13 protein-coding genes and 7 pseudogenes are annotated in these 18,240 nt (G+C 35.8%); 11 read left to right on the top strand and 9 right to left on the bottom strand.

The window, feature by feature from the left end:
- Positions 1–431: DUF4183 domain-containing protein (locus ABH961_RS26000; RefSeq protein ID WP_404520344.1), on the top strand; the 431-nt coding region annotated here is incomplete at its 5' end.
- 53 nt (positions 432–484) lie between these two features.
- Here the strand turns inward: ABH961_RS26000 and ABH961_RS25995 are convergent.
- Both ABH961_RS25995 and ABH961_RS25990 read right to left on the bottom strand, forming a co-directional pair.
- Positions 485–754 (bottom strand): DUF4183 domain-containing protein, encoded by a 270-nt coding sequence (locus ABH961_RS25995; protein ID WP_330548297.1) that lies wholly within the window; start codon positions 752–754, stop codon positions 485–487.
- A 402-nt stretch (positions 755–1,156) separates the two neighbouring features.
- Positions 1,157–1,282: a YjcZ family sporulation protein gene (locus ABH961_RS25990; protein WP_002169341.1), complete on the bottom strand. Its 126-nt coding sequence runs from the start codon at positions 1,280–1,282 to the stop codon at positions 1,157–1,159.
- Between the two features lie 242 nt (positions 1,283–1,524).
- Between ABH961_RS25990 and ABH961_RS25985 the strand changes: the two genes are divergently transcribed.
- Positions 1,525–1,821: an ArsR/SmtB family transcription factor gene (locus ABH961_RS25985; protein ID WP_016093809.1), complete on the top strand. Its 297-nt coding sequence runs from the start codon at positions 1,525–1,527 to the stop codon at positions 1,819–1,821.
- A 213-nt stretch (positions 1,822–2,034) separates the two neighbouring features.
- Here the strand turns inward: ABH961_RS25985 and ABH961_RS25980 are convergent.
- Both ABH961_RS25980 and ABH961_RS25975 read right to left on the bottom strand, forming a co-directional pair.
- A pseudogene (locus ABH961_RS25980) lies at positions 2,035–2,477 on the bottom strand (DUF5065 family protein).
- Between the two features lie 550 nt (positions 2,478–3,027).
- The gene (locus tag ABH961_RS25975; protein ID WP_113937363.1) at positions 3,028–3,141 is read right to left on the bottom strand and encodes a YjcZ family sporulation protein; all 114 of its coding nucleotides are present in this window, start codon (positions 3,139–3,141) and stop codon (positions 3,028–3,030) included.
- 502 nt (positions 3,142–3,643) lie between these two features.
- Here ABH961_RS25975 and ABH961_RS25970 point away from each other — a divergent pair.
- The 4 genes and pseudogenes from ABH961_RS25970 (at position 3,644) to hfq (ending at position 4,856) form a co-directional block, all read left to right on the top strand.
- Entirely contained in the window at positions 3,644–4,192 is a 549-nt protein-coding gene (locus ABH961_RS25970) for a GNAT family N-acetyltransferase (RefSeq protein WP_002204086.1), read from the top strand.
- 18 nt (positions 4,193–4,210) lie between these two features.
- Positions 4,211–4,348, top strand: coding sequence for a hypothetical protein (locus tag ABH961_RS25965; protein ID WP_404520342.1), 138 nt, complete (start codon positions 4,211–4,213; stop codon positions 4,346–4,348).
- A 43-nt stretch (positions 4,349–4,391) separates the two neighbouring features.
- Positions 4,392–4,628: pseudogene (locus tag ABH961_RS25960) on the top strand (transposase); the annotation flags it as partial.
- A 39-nt stretch (positions 4,629–4,667) separates the two neighbouring features.
- Positions 4,668–4,856: an RNA chaperone Hfq gene (gene hfq, locus ABH961_RS25955; protein WP_002203963.1), complete on the top strand. Its 189-nt coding sequence runs from the start codon at positions 4,668–4,670 to the stop codon at positions 4,854–4,856.
- 161 nt (positions 4,857–5,017) lie between these two features.
- Here hfq and map read toward each other — a convergent pair whose 3' ends face one another.
- Entirely contained in the window at positions 5,018–5,758 is a 741-nt protein-coding gene (gene map, locus ABH961_RS25950; protein ID WP_002204084.1) for a type I methionyl aminopeptidase, read from the bottom strand.
- Between the two features lie 342 nt (positions 5,759–6,100).
- Between map and ABH961_RS25945 the strand changes: the two are divergent.
- The 5 genes and pseudogenes from ABH961_RS25945 to ABH961_RS25925 all read left to right on the top strand — a co-directional run bounded on the left by ABH961_RS25945 (position 6,101) and on the right by ABH961_RS25925 (position 13,822).
- Positions 6,101–7,525, top strand: a pseudogene (locus ABH961_RS25945) (IS4 family transposase).
- 901 nt (positions 7,526–8,426) lie between these two features.
- Positions 8,427–9,588: pseudogene (locus ABH961_RS25940) on the top strand (serine hydrolase domain-containing protein).
- 93 nt (positions 9,589–9,681) lie between these two features.
- Positions 9,682–11,766, top strand: a complete 2,085-nt coding sequence (locus tag ABH961_RS25935; RefSeq protein WP_404520340.1) for a serine hydrolase domain-containing protein — start codon at positions 9,682–9,684, stop codon at positions 11,764–11,766.
- A gap of 222 nt (positions 11,767–11,988) precedes the next feature.
- A pseudogene (locus ABH961_RS25930) lies at positions 11,989–12,225 on the top strand (S-layer homology domain-containing protein); the annotation flags it as partial.
- A 397-nt stretch (positions 12,226–12,622) separates the two neighbouring features.
- Positions 12,623–13,822, top strand: coding sequence for a S1C family serine protease (locus tag ABH961_RS25925; protein WP_404520338.1), 1,200 nt, complete (start codon positions 12,623–12,625; stop codon positions 13,820–13,822).
- Positions 13,823–14,172: 350 nt separating this feature from the next.
- Here ABH961_RS25925 and ABH961_RS25920 read toward each other — a convergent pair.
- From ABH961_RS25920 to tnpB, 4 genes and pseudogenes are all read right to left on the bottom strand, one after another.
- Positions 14,173–15,222 (bottom strand): annotated as a pseudogene (locus tag ABH961_RS25920) (sensor histidine kinase); the annotation flags it as partial.
- 116 nt (positions 15,223–15,338) lie between these two features.
- Positions 15,339–15,597 (bottom strand): annotated as a pseudogene (locus tag ABH961_RS25915) (two-component sensor histidine kinase); the annotation flags it as partial.
- The gene (locus ABH961_RS25910; RefSeq protein WP_404520337.1) at positions 15,590–16,261 is read right to left on the bottom strand and encodes a response regulator transcription factor; all 672 of its coding nucleotides are present in this window, start codon (positions 16,259–16,261) and stop codon (positions 15,590–15,592) included. The gene ABH961_RS25910 and the pseudogene ABH961_RS25915, both read right to left, overlap by 8 nt.
- A 321-nt stretch (positions 16,262–16,582) precedes the next feature.
- Entirely contained in the window at positions 16,583–17,704 is a 1,122-nt protein-coding gene (gene tnpB / locus ABH961_RS25905; RefSeq protein ID WP_404520336.1) for an IS200/IS605 family element RNA-guided endonuclease TnpB, read from the bottom strand.
- Between the last annotated feature and the right edge of the window lie 536 nt (positions 17,705–18,240).

Raw genomic sequence — 18,240 nt, 5'->3', positions numbered from 1 at the left:
CAACTGGAGTAACGGGTCCAACTGGAGTAACGGGTCCAACTGGAGTAACGGGTCCAACTGGAGTAACGGGTCCAACTGGAGTAACGGGTCCAACTGGAGTAACGGGTCCAACTGGAGCAACGGGTTCAACCGGAGTGACGGGTCCAACCGGAGTAACGGGTCCAACTGGAGCAATACAAACGACAAATATATTGTATTTTACTTTTTCAGATGGACAAAAACTCATATATACAAATGCTGATGGCTTACCTCAATATGGAACAACGCAGATATTGTCACCAAGTGATGTTTCCTATATTAATTTATTCATAAATGGAATTCTTCAGCCACTAACTTCATACCAGGTTGTAACGGGACAGTTAACTTTGTTAGCCCCCGAGGCTCCAGTACAAGGAGCTTCAATTATTCTGCAATTCATTACTATTAGTTAAAAAAAGGACAGATTTCCTAATAAAGAAATCTGTCCAAAAGCAAAAGATGTGGATTAAGTTACGATAAATTCAACAGTAATTGGAATTCCTGGATCCACTGTGTCTCCTCCTGGAATTGTGATTGCACCAGCTGCGCCAGTAGTAACAGTAGAACTTCCCCCTGGTTGAAGCACACCATTCACATAAAGATTATAATAAGTAAAAACCGGAAATGCTGTAGCAGCTGCACCAGCATCATTTAAACAAGCCGTAGCAGCAATTGCAAACGCAGCGCCGGTCCCTGTTCCTGAACCTAGTGTGGATGTAAATCTTCTAGAAGCTATAAATGGAGATACGAAGTTTTACATATGAAGACGATATAATGAGTTTTACAAAACTAAGAAAATGTTAAACCCATAAAAACCCGTTGTATCATGTGTATGTACTGATATAACGGGTTTTTTATATGAATATTTAACTGTCTATTTTACTAATTATAAAAAAACATGAACTTAGTTTTACTTTTTAGGTCGGCTGGGTACGGAAACAATTAGAGGAATAAACTTCCAGAGTGGCCCCTCATTCCCTGAATCGTTTCCGTACCCCATATAGCCCACCTACGGAAATAGGTGGGCTATATGGGGTATTACTATCTCATTGCACAAAAGGGAATTTGTATTAAAATAATAGCACATTCTTAGAATTCTTATATTGAGAAAAAAGACACTCTTATGAGTGCCCCCTTTTTAGTATCCGAATCCGCCACCGCCGCCGCCCCAACAACTACATCCGATAATAATTAACAGGATGAATAGAACGATCAGTAAAGCAAATCCGCCACCAAAGCCACCGCAAGAACCACCGAAACTCATATTTTTTCCTCCTTTAATTAGGAGATAGAACAATGGGTAAGTTGTTATTTTAATGGATTCACTTTACCTTATGTTTTTAAGTATTTATTGAGCAGGTCCTTTAAGAAATAAAGAAAAGACACCCTAAGGTGCCTTCCTCCGACTTGAAATTTTTACATTTTTATAGAAATTATTAGGAGAATACTTTTCGTTTTTATGTTAAGCTATTTAATATTTGTATTGATATTAGGGAGATGAATAGTATGTCGGGCAATTTCAATATGGATCCTAGTAATTATGAAAGTGGTGCTGAAATCTTAGAGTTATTGGGCAGTTTAAGTCGTTTATTAATTGTACGTGAATTGATTGTAAGTGGGACTTTGACAGTTTCTCAGTTGAGTGCTGCGACGCATATTTCGGAACCTATGACTTTACAACATGTACGCAAATTAACTAAAGGTAATGTGGTAATTAGTGAGCGCAAGGGTACAAAGCTTTATTGTAGAGTAGAAGATAAGAAAGTTATTGAGATTATCGATTTATTAGGATTATTATATTAAGTTCTATTTTATGTCTTTTTTGAATTTAAGCAATTTATAAATAAAACAATAACATAAAGAAAAGACACCCTAAGGTGCCTTCCTGCGATTTGAACCATCGTAATATGGTATTGGATGCCAATCCAATTATTATTTTACCACGTTAAATAATTTCGAGTATTGAGAAATAGTAAAAGCACTCTTTTGAGTGCCCGTTTCTAATTTATTACATCCTTAATTGATTGTAAATTGATTTGAATACGTGAATTCACCACGATATTTAATTGCAGCTACATAAGTACCACTTGTATAGCTATCTGTGATAGGAGTTTGCCAAATTTCTGTTCCAGGAAGAAATTCTGGTTCTATTGTTTGGAATCGTTCTAGGGTACCATTTGTGTGGACTTTAAAAATTTTCATTTGCGCACCAAAATGTTCTCTACCAAAGTGCTGCGTTAAGTAAAATGTATCACCAGTTATTAAATCCCAATCTTCCAATCAGGTTGATATGTACTTTCCACGGAACTTTCCAGATCAACAATGGTTTTAAATCCCCAATCATCATTAAATGGATCTGAGTAAGCTGCAGCAACTTGTGAGGTAGGCTTACTCATTTCTATTACAGTAAACCCGCTAAATGTTAAAGTCCCAATTAATGCTAATTTTCCTAATTTCATTATTGTTTCCCCCTATTAAATTTCGGAATTATTAAAAATCAGAAGTCATACACACATAATAATATAATTGATTGTATTATATTTCGAATATTTTCTAAAAAAATCCATAAACAAAAAAAGACACCATAAGGTGCCTTCTTGCGACTTGAAGCACTTTACTTTTAATAATATGTAGTGGACATTCAGTAAACACGTCCTATAAAACAGAATCATTTATTTTTACCAGATTGTTAGTGTACAAATACAAGAGAATCGAGATCGTTTGTTTGGCTAGATTAAAGCAACGCTACATCTATATGGTTGAGATGTGTTACGCCTTCTAATCGGAGAATCTGCTTTATAGAACGTGTCCACAATTTATATTTTATTACATGTAATATTTATTTAGTGTAATTATTACGAATATGTATAATTACATAAAGTTTATGAGAAAAAGAGAGTATACTTTGGTATTGTGTAATAAAGATAAGGCCCACCTACGGAAATAGGTGGGCTTTTTAACGCATAAAGAAAAGACACTCATATAAGAGTGTCTTTTCCGATAGTTTTTTTAGCAGAAGCAAGAAGCTCCAACGATGATTAATAAAATAAATAATACAACTAATAAAGCAAAGCCTCCAGCAAAGCCGCCGCCACAACTACCGCAACTACCACCAAATCCCATTTTAATCTCTCCTTTGAGTAGGAGGGGAAAATTAAGGTCATTCATGTATTTTAACGGGTTCACTTTACCTTATGTTTTTACGGATTAATTGAGCAGGTCCTTTTGAAAATAAAGAAAAGACACCCTAAGGCGCCTTCCTCCGATTTGAACCACTTTAATTTTAATAATATGTATTGGACTCCCATCCAAATAATATTTTACCACGTTAAGTTATTCTGTTCATTGAGAAATATGATTCAAATCTATATTTGGGGTTAATAGTTTTTATATCGAAAATAGTGGATGGATTATCCTGTATGTCAATCGATATGCTAAATTTCATATCGAAAAAAGTAGAATTTGTTAACGTTTTCAAAATAAGGAGATTGCGGCAGTTTAGCTGCATAAGGGCCTAGTTTGATCGAGCTGTGTAATAGATTACTATCTAATGTAAGTGAGATAGTCTAGAATAGAAAATATTATAAGATCACTAAAACCAATACTTATAGAGGGAGACTTTCTGATGAATAAATTTCCAATCATAGAAACAGAAAGGTTAATTTTAAAAGAAGTGACACCAGAGGATGCTAACGATATGTATAAATATCTGTCAGATAAAGACGTTGTTAAACATATGGGATTAGAACCATACGAATCACCAAATGACGTCTTGAGCGAAATAAGATGGTATAAATCTATATTGGAAGAAGGTACAGGTATAAGGTGGGGGATTACACAGAAAAACATTGGTGTTGTTATAGGTAGTTGTGGCTTTCTTAATATGCGCCCTAAACATTATCGAGCTGAAATAGGGTTTGAATTAAACAAAGAATATTGGGGACAAGGAATAGCTAGTGAAGCTATAGAAGCTGTTATTAAATGTGGCTATAAACACTTTGAAATGGAACGAATTGAGGCTCTAATTGATCCTGCGAATTTATCATCACAAAAATTAGTAGAAAATCAGGGGTTTAAAAGAGAAGGTTTATTGAGGCATTATGAATATACTTGTGGAAAATTTGATGATTTATATATGTACTCAATCATTAAAGGAGACCTCAAACGAATTTAAAATGGCGGGAGTATCCTTATGTCGCTAACGGGGGCTTTTAAGGAAAAAGAAATGATCAGACTTTATTATAAAAAGTTGTTATTTTATCAGACAGAAAACCGTTATTTTGATCAATCTTTATTCAAATTAACGGTTTTCTTATTACCGTTTATATAAGGATTGCAGATGGGTTTTTAATCAAACTTTATTTTAAAACTACACTAATTGGTTACGTAGAGAATATATACAGTTTGTAAAAACACATCATAGAAAACCTAAAAAGTATGAACATGATGAGATTCTTCATGAAGTGATGAATCAAATACAGGAACGTGAAATTTGGATTCCTTATGTTGAAGTAAAAAGATATTATCTAAGCAAAATAGGAAAATGATTTAGAAAAATAGAAAGTGAATGGGAATCACAAATATCCAACAGTGAAAAGCAACAGGTATGAGAAGAAAAGTACATACAAACAAACCAGGGGGCGCATTCCATGTTTAATTTACAAGAAGATATGTATGAACAATTGAAAGAGAAAAAAGGGGAAGTTACTGTATTTTTAAAGAATGGCGTTCCAGTACGTGGGCAGATCCTTGCTACAGATAAATTTACCGTCCTAATGATGGTTCATGGTAAACAACAACTGGTATACAAACAAGCCATCTCTACAATCATTAAGTAATACCATAAAGTATCTAGCTCTACCTGGGGTACCGTCAGGAAAATGCGGATTTACAACGTTAAGGAAATTTCAATATTAAAAAGCCTAATTTCTCAGCATAAAAATGAAAAATTAGGCTTTTCATTGCTCCATTAAAGCGCCCTATTGTGGTATTAGTGCTCTTACAATGTAGTAATAATCGGTCCTTCCTTGGTAAGGATAATCGTATGTTCGTATTGGGCCACAAAGCTTTCATCGGTTAGGCAGGTCCATCCATCTTCGGATTGGAAAACTTCCTCTTCAAATGTAGAGATCATAGGCTCAAAGGCAATTACCATACCATCCTTTAAAATTTCGTCATCATAGTGAGAGAAGTAATTGAAAATGTGTTTTGGTTCTTCATGAATCGAACGCCCAACACCGTGTCCAGTAAGATTTTTTATGACTGTTAAGCCATGCTGTTTTGCTACATTGTGTGCAGCTTTTCCGAGCGCGCTTTTTTTTGAACCTGGCTTTGCCTTCTTAAGTCCAGCATCGAATGCTTCTTTAGCAACGTCACATATTTTCTGTAAAATTGTCTCTCCTTCCCCTACTACAAAGGAAATTCCGGTATCTGCGAAATATCCGTTTTTTGAACCTGAAACATCAATATTTACAATGTCCCCTTCTTGAATGGTCCGTCTCCCTGGAATCCCGTGCGCTACTTCTTCATTTATGCTAATGCACGTATATCCAGGAAAATCGTATTCACTTTTTGGGGCAGATTGAGCTCCTGCTTTTTCAAACATCTCTCTCGCAATTTCATCGAGTTCTTTTGTGGTAATTCCAGGTTTCGTACTATGGACTAATTCATCTCGAATCGCGCCACAAATTTCACCAATTACTTTTAATCCATTAAAATCCTCTTCAGTCTTTGCAACCATTGTATATCCTCCCTTTTTAAAGTATTTTATGATTAGTATACCATTTAGTTTCTAGCAGGAACGGGGTTTTCTTCAACAATCTGGCCCTTTAATGAGGGAAGAAAACACTATTTGTTCTTTTCCGATAGCTTTCTATATAATGAGGCTCTGGATACATTTGTAATTTAACAAATTTAACGTTGTTAAAAACAGGGGAATCGTCTTGAAAATGGGCTTAGCGTTGTAAATCCGCATTTTCCTGACGCTACCCCATCACTATCAAGCTAACAAAACAAAATACCCCCTAAAATGAAAAATACGCTATGCTTTCTGTAGAATCATAGGAAAGGATGGCGTTTTTGTATGTCTATTTCTGTATCTGATGAATTACAACTATTTGCTCAAGAAATTCAAAGCTTCTTATCCCCAAATATCTTACGAGATTTTGCTAGAGATGTTGGTTTTGTTCAACGAACCAGTAAGTACCAAGCAAAAGATTTAGTCGCTTTATGTGTATGGATGAATCAAAATGTCGCTACGACGTCTTTAACTCAGTTATCTAGCTGTTTAGAAGCATCGACAGAAGTGCTCATCAGTCCCGAGGGACTGAATCAACGATTTAATAAAGCAGCCGTCCAATTTTTACAACACACACTATCCGAACTACTAAACCAAAAATTGTCCTCATCTATACCGATTTCTTCTCCATATACTTCTGTTTTCAAGCGTATTCATATTTTAGATTCAACTGCATTTCAACTTCCAGATCTTTTTTCGTTTGTTTATCCAGGTGCAGGAGGATGCAGCCATACAGCGGGAGTAAAGATTCAGCTTGAGTATGATTTATTAAGTGGACAGTTCCTTCATATTCATACAGGTCCAGGTAAACAACATGATCGAACCTACGGTTCCCTGTGTGCCCCAACTGTAACAGCGAATGATTTATGTATCCGAGATTTAGGTTATTTCCATTTGAAAGATCTTCAACATATACAAGATAAAAAGGTTTATTATATCTCACGTATCAAATCGAATACACGTATGTATCAAAAAAATCCTAATCTTGATTATTTTCAAGATGGCAGAATCAAGAAAGCTACAGAGTATATCCAGATAGATATGGAGGTTTTAATGAACTCTCTTCAGCCAGGACAAACATATGAAATATCCAACGCTTATGTAGGAATGACGGATAAAGTCCCAACTCGTGTGATTATTCATCGACTAACAAAAGAACAAAAACGATTACAAGATCAAACTGTAAGAGAAAAAAAGAAAGGAATGAAGTATTCTGCTCGTAGTAAACGACTTAGCGGTATCAATGTATATATGACAAATACCCCTACAGATATTGTCCCGATGGGGCAGGTGCATGATTGGTATTCTTTACGTTGGCAAATCGAGATTTTATTTAAAACGTGGAAATCATTCTTTCATATTCATCATTGTAAAAAGATAAAATGAGAACGATTGGAATGCCATTTGTATGGAAAACTGAATGCCATTCTACTCTGTTCTTCTACCATGTTTCAAATGCGGCAATTACTTCTTATGAAAAAGAAACGAGAACTGAGTGAATATAAGGCCATATATATGATTAAAGATTACTTTCTTCTTCTTTTCCAAGCTATACAGAAAAACACCCAAGAGCTATCAAAGGTGTTACTTCGCCTGTTCAATATCCTACAGCAAAACGGGCGGAAATCTCATCGATATGAGAAAAAAACGGTCTTTGATATATTAGGTGTCGTTTACAATTGTACCATGTCTGATAATCAAGCCGCTTAATTCAAAAAAGTGAAACCCGTTAGGGTTTATTTCGTATGCAAATCTTTCAATCATCTACACTTGCCCTTTAGAAAAAAGAAACAATCTCGCCTAAAATTGACTTTGCATAAGCTTAGGTTGATAGCGATGGGGTAGCACCACATTACTATCAAGCTAAGGTTTTAATATATCTCCTAAATGAACATTTTCTTTTTCTACAGGTAGTTACTTTGAGAAGGTAGTTTATTTTTTCGTTTTGAGGGCGTTTATTTTTCTTAAGCTGATGGATATGGAGTATCTGCCCTAAGTTAAATAAATTTTGACTTAAAAACAAGTGATTTTAACAACGGTAGGAGTGTTTCATGTAGCACAATTTCATTTGTGTTGTATTGCAAGAAGAAAAATTACATTAGAAAAGAGCCAGAATTCATCCTGTTAAGGGTAAATCGACTCTTAATATTTAAAAGGATGGAAAAAAGAAACACAGAAGTAAAAAACCTCTGTGTTTCTTTTTGATTAATATATTTACTGACCCTTACGGCACAGATGCTCCTTCTACCCTATTATAAAAGCGATTTTGAATGTAAGTAATTTGTAAGAAATGGGTAAGAAAAAAGAAATTTTCATTGTGTATGATAAAAATATAAAGAGGCGTGAAGGGCGGAACAGATATGACTTATATATGAAAAACAGACCAGTAACAAGAGTATTTCAAAGAAAAGAAGTAATTTCTGTGGTTAACATATATGTGGAAAAAGAGGGATTTACCCAGGACAGAATGGCGGTTGTAAAAATAATAATTATGAAGATAATTACGAATTCAATGTTGACCTTTTTTCATTGGTGGAGATGGTAGCTGTGTGGTTAATACGAAATAGCAAGAAACCACCTATACAATATGAATAGAGGAGAGGAATGCCCTATGAAAACACATAGTCAAATTACATGTGCAAGTCTTTCCCTTTTAATAGCTGGAAGTGCCCTGTTATACACAACGCCAACCTTAATTGTAAAAGCAGAACCTACTCAAAGTGTATCTAGTTCGTTACAAACAAGTACTCAACGATAATTCTGTCAAGCAAGCAGTGCGGGATACATTACAACTTGGATTCCCGGGGGTACTTGCTAAAACTTCTGAGGGTGGAAAAACATGGAGTTATGCCGCTGGGGTAGCGAATCTGAGCAGCAAGAAACCAATGAAAACAGATTTTCGCTTTCGCATTGGTAGCGTGACGAAGACGTTCACGGTAACAGTTGTACTTCAATTAGCCGAAGAGAACAGCTTGAATCTAGACGACTCTATTGAAAAATGGTTGCCTGGTGTCATTCAAGGAAACGGGTATGATGATAAACAGATTACTATCCGGCAATTATTGAACCACACAAGTGGTATCGCTGAATACACAAGGTCAAAAGGCTTTAATCTTATGGATACTAAAAAATCGTATAGGGCTGAAGAATTAGTAAAGATGGGGATTTCGATGCCCCCAGATTTTGCTCCAGGAAAGAGCTGGTCTTATTCAAATACAGGATACGTATTACTAGGGATCCTTATTGAAACAGTAACCGGGAACAGCTATGCGGAAGAGATTGAAAATCGGATTATTGAACCGCTTGAATTATCGAATACATTCTCACCAGGCAATTCAAGCGTGATTCTAGGAACCAAGCATGCCCGTGGATATATCCAACTAGACGGAGCAAGTGAGCCAAAAGATGTTACTTATTATAACCCAAGTATGGGAAGCTCGGCTGGAGATATGATTTCTACTGCTGATGATTTAAACAAATTTTTCTCTTACTTACTTGGGGGTAAATTACTAAAAGAACAGCAACTAAAACAAATGCTTACTACAGTTCCAACAGGAGAAGCTGCACTTGGCAGATATGGTCTTGGAATCTATGAAGCTAAGCTTCCAAACGGTGTCTCAATATGGGGACACGGAGGTAGCATTCCAGGGTTTGTTACTTTTGCTGGAGGCACACTTGGAGGCAAGCATACATTAGCTGTCAATTTGAACAGCCTTAATGCTGATAGTCCTGATCCTTTTAAAAATATTTTACTTGCTGAATTTAGCAAGTAAGCCAAAAGGAAGAACAGATAAATTTTATCATATTTTCATAGTTAAACAAATAAATGATGAAATTGATTACTTATCTAAGGAGGCAATTCCCTCATGAAAAATAAACTAACTGGTGTATTAGCCGTTACATTAGCGCTAACTATGATTCTACCAACAGGGGCGAAAGCATTTTCTGACAGTAAGACTACAGTTGTATCTAACGCAGAAGCAGCTAGCCAAGAGTTGAAGAAGATTGCAGCAGAAAAGGCTGCGCTACTCACGAAGTCCCATGGGACGACTAGCGTGCAGTATGCACTAATTGATAATGGCAAGCTTACTTTGTCGGGGCAGGCTGGAAAGAACGATATGGAAGGGGAACAGCCGCTAACCAAAGATACTCTATACGGGATTGGTTCAGTCAGTAAAATGTACACAACAGCGGCTGTAATGAAATTGGTCGACGAAGGAAAAGTCGATTTGGATGCTCCTGTGGTCAACTATGTTCCTGATTTTAATATGAAAGATGTGCGGTACAAACGCATTACCCTGCGTATGCTGTTGAATCACTCCTCTGGCTTGCAAGGTTCAACGTTAAGTAATGCATTTTTATTTAACGATAATGATACCTATTCCCATGATTTCTTGTTGCAGCAATTGTCCAACCAGAGCCTGAAAGCAGACCCTGGCGCGTTCTCGGTATACTGCAACGATGGCTTTACGCTGGCCGAAATTTTGGTGGAAAGAGTCAGCGGTATGAGCTTTACCAAATTTCTACATCAACGGTTTACAGAACCCTTAAAGATGAATCATACAAAAACGCCGCAGGACAAATGGAGAGACGAAAAGCGGGCTGGACTTTATTTTCCGGCGTACCATGGGCAGCTTCCAATTGAATCTGTGAATGTGATTGGTACGGGAGGGGTCTCTTCCACGGCAGAAGATATGGTACGATTCTCACAATTATTTATAGGACAGGGAAAAGGGATCCTCTCTGATAAGGTAGTCAAGGCGATGGAGCAAGAGGAATATAAAAAAGGAATGTGGCCGGGGGATGGAGATAATATTTTTAACTATGGTCTTGGCTGGGATAGTGTGAAACTATACCCATTCAGTGAATATGGGATAAAAGGCTTGGCTAAGGGCGGCGACACGGCACTGCAACATGCTATACTGGTTGTGCTTCCGGAACAGAAAATGGCAGCGGCTGTGTTGTCATCCGGTGGACGAAGCTCTACAAATCAACTGCTGGCAACGGAATTGCTGCTCGCCACGCTTAAAGAGAAGGGTACAATTAAGAACATCAAGCCTAACAAATCTTTTGGAAAGCCGGTTAAGGTCAAGATGCCTCAAGACGTGGCAAAGAAAGCGGGATTTTATGGCAATAGCGAAACTCATTTCAAAATTGAAATTACGAAGAATGGAGAACTGTTCTTACCATCTAATCAAGAAGAAACATATGTATATACTGCGGATGGAAGCTTTATTAATGAGAAGGGTACTTCTAAGCTCAACTTTGTCACCGAGAAGAATGGAAGAACTTATTTGAGGGAGAGCACATATAAATCGACACCAGATTTAGGGCAAGGTGTGATGACTCACTATTTAGCCGAGAAACTAGAAGACAATGTGCTATCGAAGAAAACCGCTGCCGCATGGGCGAAGCGGGAAGGTGTTAAATTCTATCTCGTGAATGAGAAATTTAGTTCTATTGAATATCTCGTACAACCGAAACTTATTACCACGCAAATTACTCGTAAGGAAGGCCTGGCGGGCTATTGGGAGGGCAGAAAAATTACAGGTCCGAACACCGCGACGCATCAGCTCCAAATCCCCGTGATGAATGGCCGTGATACGACGGAAACGCATTTCTATACAGAAGGCGGCAATGAATATATGGAAATGGCCGGGTTGTTATACGTAAGTGGAACCAACGTAAAACCACTTGATGCTGGCCAATCATCCAAAGTTACGCTGCAAGCAAATGGGCATGCTAAATGGTTTACGATCCCGCAAGCGGCAGCAGGAAAAAGGATGACCGTGACATTGCCATCGAAGGGTGCGTTCGCGGTGTATGATGAGGATGGAGTATGCGTCAACTTTACCATCGTGAGCGGCAATAACAAAGTAAAACTGCCGAAGAATGGAACGGTTGTAATTGCTGGGGCACCGAACTCAGAATTTGCAATTACGTTGAACTAGCTACAATTCAAGATGGACTTCAACAAAACCAGTACGACATAGGAACGGTGTTTTGCTGGTTTTGTTTGTATTTACGTATTATCTTTAAGAAGAGAATTTCAACGAATAATATCACGCTCAAACTCTGCAAAAACAGCTATCATACCAATTCAGGGCAATCATCATTTGCTCCATTAATCTTCTTGATGTAAATACGTTCGCAGCCGGTATTATGATGTACAAGCCCTATACGATACAGGAATTATCCGAGGTGTTTCAGCTACTAAGTTTACGCCATATGGCACACTCACACGTCAACAGGCTGCACTTATGTTAGAACGAACTCTAGAATATCTAGGTGTAGAAAAAGAGTCAAATATAGGGGCCCTACCACATCGCTATCAAGCTAAGAAAAGTAAATACCCCCAAAACAAAAAAGCTCATTTTTTGTTTTGGGGTAATTCTGAATTCTTAAGTTGATGGGCATGTGTAGAGAAGGCCATTTTGATTAATCTTTATTCGAGATGCCTTCTTTTTGTTTGTAAAGAACCCCTTTATAAATAGTTTTTATTTTCATGCATCTTAAGATAAAAAGAATCCTCAATACGTCTGTGAAGTGTTTCGAAAGATACAAATTTTAAAACATGTATAACTTTCATATAGTGAAAATTAGTTTTTTAAAAGTATGAAAATAACAAATTATTATTATATATTTGTGTTTTCCTGTTGCAGAATCCTTATTATAAGGGTTCTTTTTTGTATTAAAGGTCTACAGCTCTCGATAAACTCCCGATTATCTCCATGTACACTCCAGATGCAGGACTTATAGTGAAAATATAAAGATGGAAATATCCAAGTGATATTAAGGGAGAAAGGAGTGTTCAAAATGGGACACTATGATACAAATCAAACAAGAAAAAACATGAATAGAGACGGTAAAAAAACAGGTTATTTTTTTACTGGAATAATTGGTGCAATGATTGGTGCAATTACAATCAGCTTGACCACTCCTTATATAGATGAAATTAAAGGAGGTGCAGGTCAATTCACTAAAAATAACGAGGTGAATCAGGTTACTCCTGTCTCGCACAAACCAGATGGTATGAGTAGTCTTCAAAATATGATTGAAGATGCAAAAGAAGTTGTAGTAGGTGTCATTAACTATCAAAAAAATTCAGATCCATTTGCTATGCAAGCACAATCAGAAGAAGCTGGTTCAGGATCAGGCGTCATATATAAAAAAACAGGTAATAAGGTTTTCATTGTCACAAATAATCATGTGATAGACGGTGCAAGTAAAATAGAAGTGAAATTGAATAATGGTAAAAATCTTATTGCTAAAGTAGTAGGGAAAGATCCATTATTAGATTTAGCTGTATTAGAAATTGATGGAACAGATGTGAAAAAAGTAGCAACTCTAGGAGATTCAGAAAAAATTCGTACGGGGGAATCTGTGATAGCTATTGGTAATCCATTAGGGTTAGAAGGAAGTGTAACAAAGGGGATTATTAGTAGCAAGGATCGAGTAATACCTGTTAGTACACTTGGAAATCAGCAAGTGGATTGGCAGGCACAGGTGATTCAAACAGATGCAGCTATTAATCCTGGGAATAGCGGCGGAGCTTTGTTTAATGAGCAGGGTGAGGTCATTGGAATTAATTCAAGTAAAATTGCACAACAAGCAGTTGAAGGAATTGGATTCGCAATTCCGATTAATATAGCTAAAACAGTTCTAGAGTCTCTTGAAAAAGAGGGGATAGTTAAACGTCCAATGATAGGTGTACAACTATTTGATGTAGAGAAAATTACAAATTCTGCACGTGATCAATTAAAATTGCCAAAAGAGATAACAAATGGTGTTGTTTTGGGGAATATCTCAAATCAGTCACCAGCAGAAAAAGGAGGATTACAACAGCATGATGTTGTGAGTGCATTGGATGAACAACAAATAGAAAATGTTGTTCAATTCCGCAAGTATTTATATGAAAAGAAAAAATCGGGGGACACAATTAAAGTAACAGTTTATCGTAATGGTGAAAAAATAACAAAAATGGTGAAATTAACGGATCAAAAATAGTCTGATTTTGATCAGACTAATCCGGTAAATTGATTAAACCTTTTTTGATTATATACACATGAATTCAATTCTAGTTCAAACTATTTTAGGATCATCTGAATCTGATAAAGTTAAAACTCATAGCTAAGTTTGTAGGTTGGATACATCTAAAAATGGGTATTCGTATTTTTCCAATCGAGTAATCTATTCATCTGAAAATGTTCTTCAGAATGTACTAATATCAATGGGAATTACAGGTGCAAAGGGTACAAAATAAAAAGGTAAGCGCACTAAAATTGTTAGAGAAACTAGTAGTAAGAGATATTAGCAAACTCTAATAAACAACCTCCCGAATTGGTAGGGGAGGTTGTTTATTGTTCAGATATTGGAATGCTAACAACAAATTGTACACCTTGTTCTACATTATTAATAACGTACTCTAAACCTAGTGCTTCAAAAATTTGTTTTACAATATATAATCCTAAGCCACTCCCACCAGTATTTCGATTTCTTGATTTTTCAATTCGATAAAATGGTTCGAAGACATGTTGTATATCATTTTCTTTAATTTGTACACCTGTATTGATAATTTGAATTAAGATACAATTTTGTTTTGAGTCCTGAGTTAGCTGTATATATACCTTCTCATTATTCGGTGAATACATAATTGCATTATGAATAATATTTTTACAGGCTTTTTCTAAAAGAACCCGATCTGTATAGACAGAAAAGTGAGAATCAATCTGTTTTATGATTTGAATGTCTTTTTGAGAAGCAAAAAAACTGAGATCTTTTGTGATTATATCTATTAATTCAGAGAGATTTATTTCTTTTAATTGTGGTTTAAATGTATGTTGTTCTAATTTCGACATGCTTAGAATCTCACGAACCAGCTGTTCCATTCTTTCAATAATTTGGTGGTTTTTCTTTAAATATTGGTCACGATCCTGATAGGGACCAATATTATATATCATCCCTTCTAAGTACCCTTTCATAACAGTAAGAGGGGTCTTTAATTCATGTGATACAGTTGCAAAAAATTCTCTGCGTTTTGTTTCTATTTCTCTTTCTTTTTCAATATCACTTTTTAATTGCTGATTTGCTTTTTGTAAATCAAACATAGTTTGTTGTAAATTAATGGACATATCATTCAAGCTATTAGATAGTTCCCCTAATTCATCCATAGAACGAATCTCAATTTTTTCGGAAAAGTCTAAGTCCGCCATTTTTTGTGCCCCTCGATTAATATAAATGAGTGGCTTTGTAATGAACCTTGAAAATAAATAAGCACTTCCTATCCCAATAACAACTACAATAATACTGATATAGGGAAGGAAACGTACCAAAACTTTGGAAGCCTCATCAATAGGTTGAAATGTTGCGTATACTATGACGGTTTGGTTACCATCCTGAAATGGAATATCATATGATTTGTTCAGGCTATTTGAACTCCCTATTCGTGCTGTTTGAGTAACACTTCCTTGAATAAATGTATAAGGAGTAGAATAAACGTTTACTCTTTCGTAATCTGGAAATCTGAGTATTGCATTATTTTTTTGCATATACTCCTCAAAAAGCGGTTGTGCATTTTGAAAAGTAAGATTCTTAGATTTATCAATTATTTCTTCCATTCCGTTTTCAAGCTGCTCTGTTTTATATTGCTCATAAAATGTAGGAAGAAAGAAGTATAAAGTTAAATAAATTAGGACTGCAAAGGCTAACAAAATGAGGGATGTAGTCATAAAGAGTTTATAAGTAATTCGCTTCATCTTCATGATTTTTACGATCCTATTCATCGATTTTATAACCTATACCCTTTATGGTTTTAATATAAGGGATATCTAATTTCTTTCGTATGTTTTTAATATGCGTATCGATTATTCGTGATTCCCCAATATAATCGTAGCCCCAAACTTTTTCTACGATGCTTTCTCTTAGGAGTACTTTTCTCTCATTTTGTAGTAGTAGTTGCAGAATTTCGAATTCTTTCGTTGTTAAGGAGATTTCAACTTCATTTACATATACTTTATAGGCGTCGGCATCGACACGCAATTCTTTAAAGACGAAATGATTATCTAAGCTTTTATCATTGCTTCTTCTTAGTACTGCTTCGACTCGTCTAATCAAAACATGAAAAGAGAATGGTTTTGTAATATAATCATCGATTCCAAGATCAAATCCTTTCATTTGATCTTGTTCTTGTTCTTCTTCTAACGCAGTCAGCATAATAACTGGCACATTTGATTGACTTCGAATCATTTTCGCAACTTCAAATCCGTTAAGGTTTGGCATCATCACATCCAAAAGAATCAAATCAAAGGATTGCTTATTAAATTGTATCATTCCTTCTAATCCATCTGATGCAACTTCAACTGTATACTGTTGTGTCAATAAAAATTGTTTAATTAATTCCTGAATTTCTTGGTCGTCTTCTATTACAAGAATATGATGGTTGATCATTATATCACCTCTAGTAGCCATTATAACTTTACTATCTGGAGTTTGTATGGAGAATTACTAGAAAACAATATAAAGACTTCACAGGAAAACTATATATATTTCAAATCAGCTCCAGATTTAAAAGATATTATGTATACATAACACTTAAGAAAGAAGGAGGTAAGCAAAATGTCACTTGAAACAGACATAATTCTTTCTTTATTAGATATAAAATTGTGGATAATCCATCATTCGGAACATAGTCGTTTGAACTACCCCCACTTTCACTTCGTTTAGAAGTGAGGGATTCCTAAGTAAAGAGTTCTAACGAACTCTAATTGATTAGGCTAGCTCCACAGTCCTTGTGGTTAGAAGCCTTATCGCTTCATTCTTTAGATTAATACTTGCGTTAATATCCCTATCATGGTGTGTACGACAAGAAGGGCAGTTCCATTTACGTAGGTTTAGATTTTTAACGTCTTTGTTTTGATATCCACAACAAGAACATAATTGGCTGGAAGCAAATGTTTTCGATACGACAATGACTTGTTTGCCATACCATATTGCTTTGTATTCTAACATGGATCGAAATTGCGACCATGATACTTCACTAATGGCTTTTGCTAACTTATGATTCTTTAACATATTCGATACTTGCAAATCCTCTATACCGATAACATCGTGGTTTTTGATGATTTCAGTTGAGACTTTGTCCAAGTAATCTTTTCTAGCATTCGTCATGTATTCATGAATTCTAGCTACTTTTACTCGCTGTTTATTCCAGCGAGAAGATCCTTTTATTCTTCTAGAAAGAACACGCTGCGCTTTCGCCAACTTCTCTTCTAATGACCGAAAAAACTTCGGATTTTTATAGGTTGTTCCATCTGACAAAATGGCGAAATCTTTTAGTCCCACATCCATTCCGATGTAAGATTGTGTTTTTGGAAGTTCTTGCACTTCTGTTTCAACTAACAATGACACAAAGTATCTGCCAGAAGGGTTCCGTCTAACTGTAGCATTTACAATACGTCCCTTTACTTCGCGACTCTTGGCAAATCGAACAAGACCTAGTTTCGGCAACTTTATCTTTTTTCCTACAATGGCAATGTTTTCATTTGTTTGTTTTGTGGTGTAAGATTGTACGTTGTTTTTCTTAGATTTGAAACGCGGGGCACTAGTTTGTTTTTTGAAAAAGCGTGTATAAGCATCCGCAAGGTTGCGAACAGACGACTGAATCGCAATACTATCCACTTCTTTGAGCCAAACAAACTCTTTCTTCAGGGCAGGAAGTTTGGCAGAGCATGTACCATATGTAAAACCTTTCCCTGTCTCTTTGTATGCGTTATCCCATAGAGATAGGAAATGATTGAATACAAAACGAGAACAGCCAATCGTTTTATTAATTAGGGTTGCTTGTGTTTTATTTGGATAGATACGAAATTTATATGCTTTATTAATCATCATTCATTTCACCTCCATTTCGGCATGTGTCTATTATATAACAAACATACATTCGGTAGATAGTGAAGTAACAGTTTATGTATGTCGAACAATTAAGATGGCTTCCTGCCATCTCTTGTCCGAAGCCAATTCATCTCCCACCTACTCACTTCGCGTTCCTTGAGGAAGGAGTCTTCTTGGCTAAAATGATAAAAATAAAAATAAAAAAACAAAAAGTAAAATCATCACCGTATCTATATAAGTACGCAAGTGTAAATAAAAGAAACCTATATAAACCGAGTTAACAAAAATCCAGAAATTAGTTCCTTATCTCTATCAGATGTGAGTTAAACGTTAAAATACTTTTCAAAAGGAATGAAGCCAGAGTAAGAACAGATATCTTTTTTGTAAGAGGGATTAACTTAATTCAAATGGGTAAAGAAACTTTTGAAAGGCCAGAGAGGAATAGCTGAGAAATATCATCCAACGTTAAATATGATGATAAAAAACATATATTGGAAGACCCTATATATACAGGATATAGGGTCTTTTCATTATAA

Origin of the sequence: Bacillus sp. RC251 (genome assembly GCF_044908765.1) — a bacterium.
In the GTDB taxonomy this organism is placed as follows: Bacteria; Bacillota; Bacilli; order Bacillales; family Bacillaceae_G; genus Bacillus_A; species Bacillus_A wiedmannii.
The sequence above is the reverse complement of the archived record's forward strand: the minus strand, read 5'-3'. Positions and strand labels throughout refer to the sequence as shown.